Below are 7,786 nucleotides of genomic sequence, written 5' to 3'. Positions count from 1 at the left end.
CCCCCCCCCCCCCCCGCCACCCCCCAAACCCGGGGGGGGGGGGGGGGGTGGCGCCCTGCCCCGGGGGGGGGGGGCCTTCCCGCCGGGGGGGCCTTGGGGGGGGGCCCCCCCCCCTGCTCTCAGGGGCGGTCGCCCGTCAACCGGCCTGTGCCGGAGCTGGCTCGTCGTTAATGCGAGGTTCAGCGCTCTTCTTCGGACGCCGATGCGGGAACGGTCGTCAGCCGCTCCGTCTCGTCCTGTATCTCAGCGGCGATCTTCTTGAGTTCCGGCTCGAACTTGCGCCCGTGGTGGGCGCAGAAGAGCAGTTCACCGCCGCTCAGCAGGACGACACGCACGTACGCCTGGGCGCCGCAACGGTCGCAGCGGTCAGCGGCCGTCAGCGGGCTCGCGGGGGTCAGAACAGTAGTCACGTCGCCTCTTCTCTAGCTCGACGAGCTGTCGTACCAGGGTCAACATCCAACCAGCCCCAAAACGTTCCCGCTCGCGGCTTCTCCCAGAGAGAAATTTTTTTCCGGGGCGGCTGGCTGCTGCCGGTTTGGCGGCGAATGTGCCGTAGTGCGTCTCTGTCTTGCTTACGGTTTCGCGCTGTCGGTCAAGGTCGGGTCCCCCCGGCTGGGTTGCCGGTTGTTCATGAGGACGTGCCCGGAGCCTAAATGGTTCATGCCTGGAAGGGAACGTGATATGTGCTTCACTCCAACGAGGGATCGAACACGCATGCGACTCTGGTCTAGTCTGGGTTTCGCACGAGGGTGGCGTTACAACGGCTCTACCAGGCCTCGGTACCCTCTTGACGGCGACCGAAGCCGCGCCCTTACCCACAAGGGCCTCATCTGAAATTCAGCGAGGAGCGAACCGCGTGACCGCCGAGACGTCCGTGCCGTCCACAGCGCTGCTGGCAGGAGCAGACCTGGACGGTTCCAACTACACCGCGCGGCACCTGCTCGTCCTCGAGGGCCTCGAGGCCGTGCGCAAGCGCCCGGGCATGTACATCGGGTCGACCGACAGCCGTGGTCTCAGTCACTGCCTCTGGGAGATCATCGACAACTCCGTCGACGAGGCTCTCGGTGGCTACTGCGACCACATCGACGTGATCCTCCACGACGACGGCTCTGTGGAGGTCCGGGACAACGGCCGGGGCATCCCGGTGGACGTAGAGCCCAAGACCGGCCTGTCCGGCGTCGAGGTCGTGATGACCAAGCTGCACGCCGGCGGCAAGTTCGGCGGCGGTTCCTATGCCGCCTCCGGCGGTCTGCACGGCGTGGGTGCCTCCGTGGTGAACGCCCTGTCCGCGCGACTGGACGTCGAGGTGGACCGGAACGGCCACACGCACGCGATCAGCTTCCGCCGCGGTGTCCCCGGAGCCTTCGCCGCCGACGGGCCGAACGCCAAGTTCGAGACCGGCGGCCTGCGCAAGACCAAGAAGATCCCCAAGACCCGCACCGGCACGCGCGTGCGGTACTGGGCCGACCGCCAGATCTTCCTCAAGGACGCCAAGCTGTCCCTGGAGACCCTGCACCAGCGCGCCCGCCAGACAGCGTTCCTGGTGCCCGGCCTGACCATCGTCGTCCGCGACGAGTTCGGCCTCGGCGACGGCGGCAGCAAGGGCGAGGAGTCCTTCCGCTTCGACGGCGGCATCAGCGAGTTCTGCGAGTACCTGGCCGCCGACAAGCCGGTGTGCGACGTCCTCCGCTTCTCGGGTCAGGGCACCTTCAAGGAGACCGTCCCGGTCCTGGACGAGCACGGCCAGATGACCCCCACCCAGGTCACCCGTGAGCTCGACGTCGACGTCGCGATGCGGTGGGGCACGGGCTACGACACGACCCTGAAGTCGTTCGTGAACATCATCGCCACCCCCAAGGGCGGTACCCACGTCGCGGGCTTCGAGACGGCCGTGACCGGCACCATGAACGAGGTGCTGCGCACCAAGAAGATGCTGCGCGTCGCCGAGGACGACATCGTCAAGGACGACGCCCTGGAGGGCCTCACCGCGGTCGTCACGGTCCGCCTCGCGGAGCCTCAGTTCGAGGGCCAGACCAAGGAGGTCCTCGGCACCTCGGCGGCCCGGCGCATCGTGAACACCGTGATCTCCAAGGAGCTCAAGGCGTTCCTGACGTCCACGAAGCGGGACGCCGCGGCCCAGGCCAGGGTCGTCATGGAGAAGGCCGTCGCCGCCGCCCGTACGCGCATCGCGGCCCGCCAGCACAAGGACGCGCAGCGCCGTAAGACGGCCCTGGAGTCCTCGTCCCTGCCGGCCAAGCTCGCCGACTGCCGCAGCGACGACGTCGACCGCAGCGAGCTGTTCATCGTCGAGGGAGACTCCGCGCTCGGCACCGCCAAGCTCGCCCGGAACTCCGAGTTCCAGGCGCTGCTGCCGATCCGCGGCAAGATCCTCAACGTCCAGAAGTCGTCCGTCACCGACATGCTCAAGAACGCCGAGTGCGGCGCGATCATCCAGGTCATAGGAGCAGGGTCGGGCCGGACCTTCGACATCGACGCCGCCCGCTACGGCAAGATCATCATGATGACCGACGCCGATGTCGACGGCTCCCACATCCGGACGCTGCTGCTGACGCTGTTCCAGCGCTACATGCGGCCGATGATCGAGGCGGGCCGGGTGTTCGCGGCCGTGCCGCCGCTGCACCGGATCGAGATCGTCCAGCCCAAGAAGGGGCAGGACAAGTACGTGTACACGTACTCGGACCGCGAACTGCGCGACAAGCTCATGGAGTTCCAGAGCAAGGGCGTTCGTTACAAGGACTCCATCCAGCGGTACAAGGGTCTTGGCGAGATGGACGCCGACCAGCTGGCCGAGACGACGATGGACCCGCGTCACCGGACCCTGCGCCGGATCAGCCTCACCGATCTGGAGGCCGCCGAGCGGGTCTTCGATCTGCTGATGGGGAATGACGTGGCGCCGCGCAAGGAGTTCATCTCCAACTCGGCGGCCACGCTGGATCGGTCGCGTATCGACGCGTAGTCGCGGTGCCGGCTCGGGCCGGGGTCCGGCCTCGGCCGCGCCTCCGGCCGGATGGGGATCCCACCCGCACCGCCGTGCGGCATCGCCGTCGGGTGCGGGTGGCCCCTGTGGGGGCTCCTCGCCCTCGGCGACTGCAGGCCCCTGGGCGACTTATCACCTGATGGGGTGAAGCCCCCGGAGAACGCGATCCGGGGATCTTTCCGTTCTGTCCATGCTTGGGCATGCACTCAAGCCACGACCCCTGGTACGACGCACTTGCCTCCGGATGGGGGGAGTCGGGCGCCGAGGACGCCCCGGCCGAAGTTCCGTCGGGGGCGGCCGATGTGTACCTCGAGGTGCAGCGGAGCGCGTCCTTCCAGGAGGTGCGCAGCCGGTACCGGCGTTTTGTGGTACCGGCTGTTGTGATCTTCCTCTTGTGGTACGTGGCGTACATCGTGGCCGCCACGACCGCGCCGGAGCTGATGGCCCGGCCCGTGGTGGGTGCCGTGAACGTGGCGATGCTGGCGGGGCTCGGGCAGTTCCTCACCACCTTCCTGCTCACCTGGGCCTACGCCCGTCACGCGCGACTGCGCCGGGACCGCGCGGCACTCGAACTGCGCTGGGACACCCAGGAGTTGACGCGCGTCGCGAAGGGCGGTGCCGTGTGACGGTCGACCATCAGACGCTGTCGCTGCTGCTGTTCAGCGTGTTCGTCGCGATCACGTTGGCGATCACGACCTGGGTGAGCCGTAACCGGCGTGGTTCCGCGGAGGAGTTCTACGCGGGCGGGCGGCTCTTCACCCCCATGGAGAATGGTTTTGCCATCGCCGGTGACTACATGTCGGCCGCGTCCTTCCTCGGCATCTCCGGACTCATCGCCCTCTTCGGCTACGACGGGATGCTGTACTCGGTGGGCTTCCTCGTGGCCTGGCTGGTGGTGCTGTTCCTCGTCGCCGAACTCGTGCGCAACTGCGGGCGGTTCACGCTCGCCGACGTGGTCGCCGCGCGGATGAGAGAGCGGCCCGTGCGGATCGCCCTGGGAACTTCCTCGGTCACCGTGTCCGTTCTGTATCTGGTGGCGCAGATGGTGGGCGCGGGCACCCTGGTCGCGCTGCTGCTCGGGGGCAAGGGCGAGGCGACGCAGGCCTGGACGGTCATCGGCGTCGGTGCGCTCATGGTGATCTATGTGTCGTTGGGAGGGATGCGGGCCACCACCTGGATTCAGATCGTCAAATCGGTCCTGCTGCTCGGCGGTACCGTCGCGTTGACCGTGCTCGTCCTGCTGCGCTTCCACGGCGACTTCGACCGGCTGCTGCTCACGGCGGCCGAACGCAGTGGTCACGGTGCGGCGTTCCTGGCGCCCGGGCTGAAGTACGGCGGTGACTGGACGGCCCGGTTCGACTTCATCAGCCTCGGCCTCGCGCTGGTGCTGGGCACGGCGGGGCTGCCGCACATCCTGTCCCGCTTCTACACCGTGCCCACCGCTCGCGCGGCGCGGCGGTCGGTGGTGTGGGCGATCGGACTCATCGGCGGCTTCTACCTGATGACGATCGTGCTGGGCTTCGGCGCGGCCGCGATCGTCGGGCCCGAGGCCGTACGCGGGTCGAACGCGGCCGGGAACACGGCAGTTCCGCTGCTCGCCCTCGATCTCGGCGGCGGCGCGGACTCCACGGGAGGAACGGTTCTCTTTGCCGTCGTGGCCGCCATCGCCTTTGCCACGATCCTCGCGGTGGTCGCCGGAATCACGCTCGCCTCCTCCGCCTCGGTGGCCCACGACCTGTACGCCTCGCTACGGCGGCGGCGGCGAGCCGAGCCCCGAAGCGAAGTCGCCGTGGCGCGGGTCGCGGCGGTCGGCATCGGCGTGGTCGCGATCGCCCTCGGCCTGCTGGCCCGCGACCTCAACGTCGCCTTCCTCGTGGGACTGGCCTTCGCCGTCGCCGCGTCCGCCAATCTGCCCGTGCTGCTCTACTCGCTGTTCTGGCGGGACTTCACCACGCGGGGCGCCGTATGGGCCGTGTACGGGGGCCTGATCCCGGCCGTGATGCTGGTGGTGCTGTCGCCGGTGGTGTCGGGCAGCCCGGAATCGCTGTTCCCCGGTGTCGACTTCCAGTACTTCCCCTTGCAGAACCCGGGCCTCGTCTCCATCCCGCTGGGCTTTGTCGCGGGCTGGCTCGGCACGCTCATCTCGCCCGAGGTCCCCGACGAGGCCAAGCACGCCGAGGTCGAGGTGCGGTCGCTGACGGGGGCGGGCGCCGTATAGCCGTGGCCTTCGGAGCCGTCGGGGACGCCCGCACCGTCATGGCAATGCGCCGAGCGGTCGGCTGATACGTAGTGCGGCCCGCATCCGTATGTAGGACGGGCACGGTTCCTTCCCCCGCCCCCACGGGCCGTGCCTCAGGCGCGGGTCGCCCACACGTAACGGTGTTCCGGGCGACCCGCGTCACCGTACTTGAGGGTGAGACGGGCCCGCCCCGTGCGCTCCAGGAGCTTGAGATAGCGCTGGGCGGTCTGACGGCTCACTCCGGTCCGCTCGGCGATCTCCTGGGCCGACAGCGGGCCTTCGGCGTTCATCAGGGCGCGGCGTACGAGTTCCGCGGTGGTGGGGGAGTGGCCCTTGGGCAGGTCGGGCTCCGAAGACGCCGACAGGGCGCCGAAGATGCGGTCCACCTCGGCCTGCTCCGCCTCGCCGCCGCCGTCCAGGGTGCGGCGCAGTTCGCCGTACGCCTCCAGCTTGGCGCGCAGGCCCGCGAAAGCGAACGGCTTGACCAGATACTGCAGCGCCCCCTGCCGCATCGCCGCCTGCACGGTCGACACGTCCCGCGCCGCCGTCACCATGATCACGTCAGCCTGGTGGCCGCGCCGGCGCATCTCCTGGACGACCGCGAGGCCCGTCTCGTCGGGGAGATAGTGATCCATGAGGACCAGGTCCACGCGGGGCAGCTCCTCCACCTGACGAAGCGCCTCGGCCGCGCTGTGCGCCTCGCCGGCGACGTGGAATCCCGGCACCTTCTCGACGTAGGCGGCATTGACGCGCGCCACGCGCGTGTCGTCGTCCACGACCAGGACCTCGATCATCGCGACTCCTCCTCGGCGACGGTCTGCGCATCTGACGGCACTGCGAGGGCAGGCTGCAGATCCGGCTCCGCCAGTGCCTCGGGCAGGACGACGGTGAACTCCGCGCCGCCGCCGGCCGCCTCGCCTACCGTCGCGCTGCCACCCTGCCGTTCGGCGAACCTGCGCACCAGGGAGAGCCCGATACCGCGCTCACGGTGAGCCGGGGGCTTCTTGGTGGACCATCCCTCGGTGAAGATCAACTCGCGGTGCTCCTCGGGGATTCCCGGCCCCGTGTCGCGCACCCGGAGGGTCGCGGCCCGCCCCTCGGCACGCAATTCGACCTCCACGAGCGCGTGCGCGGTGCCCGCGGCGGCGTCCAGAGCATTGTCCACGAGGTTGCCGACGATCGTGACGAGCCCCCTGGGGTCGATCAGCCGGTCCGGGAGCCCGGTGCGGTCCGACAGACTCAGCGCGACGCCCCGCTCGGCCGCCACGGTCGCCTTGCCGACCAACAGTGCGGCGAGCAGCGGGTCCTGGATCTTCTCGGCGACCTGCTCGGCGGTGTCCCGGTGATCGCCGACCACCTCTCCGACGAACTCCACGGCGTCGTCGTACATCTCCAGTTCGAGCAGCCCGAGGAGCGTGTGCATCCGGTTGGCGTGCTCGTGGTCCTGGGCGCGCAGCGCGTCGATCAGACCGCGCGTGGAGTCCAGCTCCCGGCCTAGCTGCTCCAGCTCGGTGCGGTCGCGCAGGGTGGCGACGGCACCGCCGTCGTCGGTGGGCATGCGGTTGGCGACCAGGACGCGCTGACCACGGACCGTGAGCAGATCGGTGCCCGTCACCCGGCCGGCCAGCACGTCGGTCGTACGACCCTCCCCCAGCGCCTCGTCGAGGGAGCGGCCGACGGCCTCGTCACCGATGCCGAGCAGACGCCGTGCCTCGTCGTTGAGGAGCCGGATGCGGCCGGTGCGGTCCAGGGCGACGACGCCCTCCCGGATGCCGTGCAGCATCGCCTCGCGCTCCGCGAGCAGCGCCGAGATGTCGGAGAAGGCCAGGTCCCGGGTCTGCCGCTGGACCCGGCGGGAGATGAGCCAGGCGGCCAGCGCGCCGACCGCCAGGGCGCCGCCCGCGTATGCGAGCAGCCCCGGGATCGCGTGCAGCAGCCGCGCGCGCACGCTGTCGTAGGCGATCCCGACCGAGACCGCCCCGATGATCCTGCCCTCGTCGTCGCGCAGCGGTACCTTGCCGCGGGCGGTGCGGCCCAGGGTGCCGTCGTCGATCTGCATGACCTCGTGACCGGCGAGGGCCTGGCCCGGGTCCGTCGAGACGATCCTGCCGACCTCGCCCGGGGTGGGGTGGGACCAGCGCACCCCGCGCCGGTCCATCACGACGACGTACTCGGCCTTGGTGGCCTCGCGGATCCGCTCCGCCTCCTGCTGGACCGGGCCGCCGGTCGTCGCGGGGGTGCTCGCCAGATCCTCGGCGATGCGCGGTTGCGCCGCGGTGGTCTGCGCGATCGACAGGGCGCGGCGCATCGCCTGGTCGTCCAGCTGGTCGCTGAGCGGGGCGAGGAACAGGCCGGTCGCGAGCACCGCGACTCCCGCGGCGATCGCCACCTGCATCAGCAGCACCTGCGCGAACATCCGCCGGGGCAGAGCGAGGCGCAGGCGACGTGCGGGGGGAGTGCGGCTCATACCCATGACGGTACGTGGGCCTGTCGGCGCTCCTGGAGGGGTGTGGCGTGGATCTCTTGATCAATGTCGGGCAGCCGGTCCA

6 protein-coding genes are annotated in these 7,786 nt (G+C 69.9%); 3 read left to right on the top strand and 3 right to left on the bottom strand.

Going from position 1 to position 7,786, the window contains the following annotated elements:
• Positions 1-179: 179 nt before the first annotated feature.
• Positions 180-410: a DUF7455 domain-containing protein gene (locus ACWGDB_RS37635; protein WP_030790025.1), complete on the bottom strand. Its 231-nt coding sequence runs from the start codon at positions 408-410 to the stop codon at positions 180-182.
• Positions 411-856: 446 nt separating this feature from the next.
• On the opposite strand from ACWGDB_RS37635, the gene ACWGDB_RS37630 reads away from it, so the two are divergent.
• The 3 genes from ACWGDB_RS37630 to ACWGDB_RS37620 all read left to right on the top strand — a co-directional run bounded on the left by ACWGDB_RS37630 (position 857) and on the right by ACWGDB_RS37620 (position 5,216).
• A complete protein-coding gene (locus ACWGDB_RS37630) occupies positions 857-2,977 on the top strand; it encodes a DNA gyrase/topoisomerase IV subunit B (RefSeq protein WP_453826572.1) in 2,121 nt (706 codons plus the stop codon).
• A gap of 221 nt (positions 2,978-3,198) precedes the next feature.
• Positions 3,199-3,624 (top strand): DUF485 domain-containing protein, encoded by a 426-nt coding sequence (locus ACWGDB_RS37625; RefSeq protein WP_453826571.1) that lies wholly within the window; start codon positions 3,199-3,201, stop codon positions 3,622-3,624.
• On the top strand, positions 3,621-5,216 hold the full coding sequence (locus ACWGDB_RS37620; RefSeq protein WP_453826569.1) for a solute symporter family protein: 1,596 nt from the start codon (positions 3,621-3,623) through the stop codon (positions 5,214-5,216). The genes ACWGDB_RS37625 and ACWGDB_RS37620 overlap by 4 nt, the downstream gene beginning before the upstream one ends.
• A 134-nt stretch (positions 5,217-5,350) precedes the next feature.
• On the opposite strand, the gene ACWGDB_RS37615 is transcribed toward ACWGDB_RS37620, so the two are convergent.
• Entirely contained in the window at positions 5,351-6,031 is a 681-nt protein-coding gene (locus ACWGDB_RS37615; protein WP_383604728.1) for a response regulator, read from the bottom strand.
• Complete coding sequence (locus ACWGDB_RS37610; RefSeq protein ID WP_453826568.1) at positions 6,028-7,704, bottom strand: ATP-binding protein; 1,677 nt, start codon at positions 7,702-7,704, stop codon at positions 6,028-6,030. The genes ACWGDB_RS37615 and ACWGDB_RS37610 overlap by 4 nt, the downstream gene beginning before the upstream one ends.
• Between the last annotated feature and the right edge of the window lie 82 nt (positions 7,705-7,786).

Source organism: Streptomyces sp. NPDC055013 (assembly GCF_053608645.1).
This window is presented reverse-complemented; position numbering and strand designations above follow the sequence as displayed.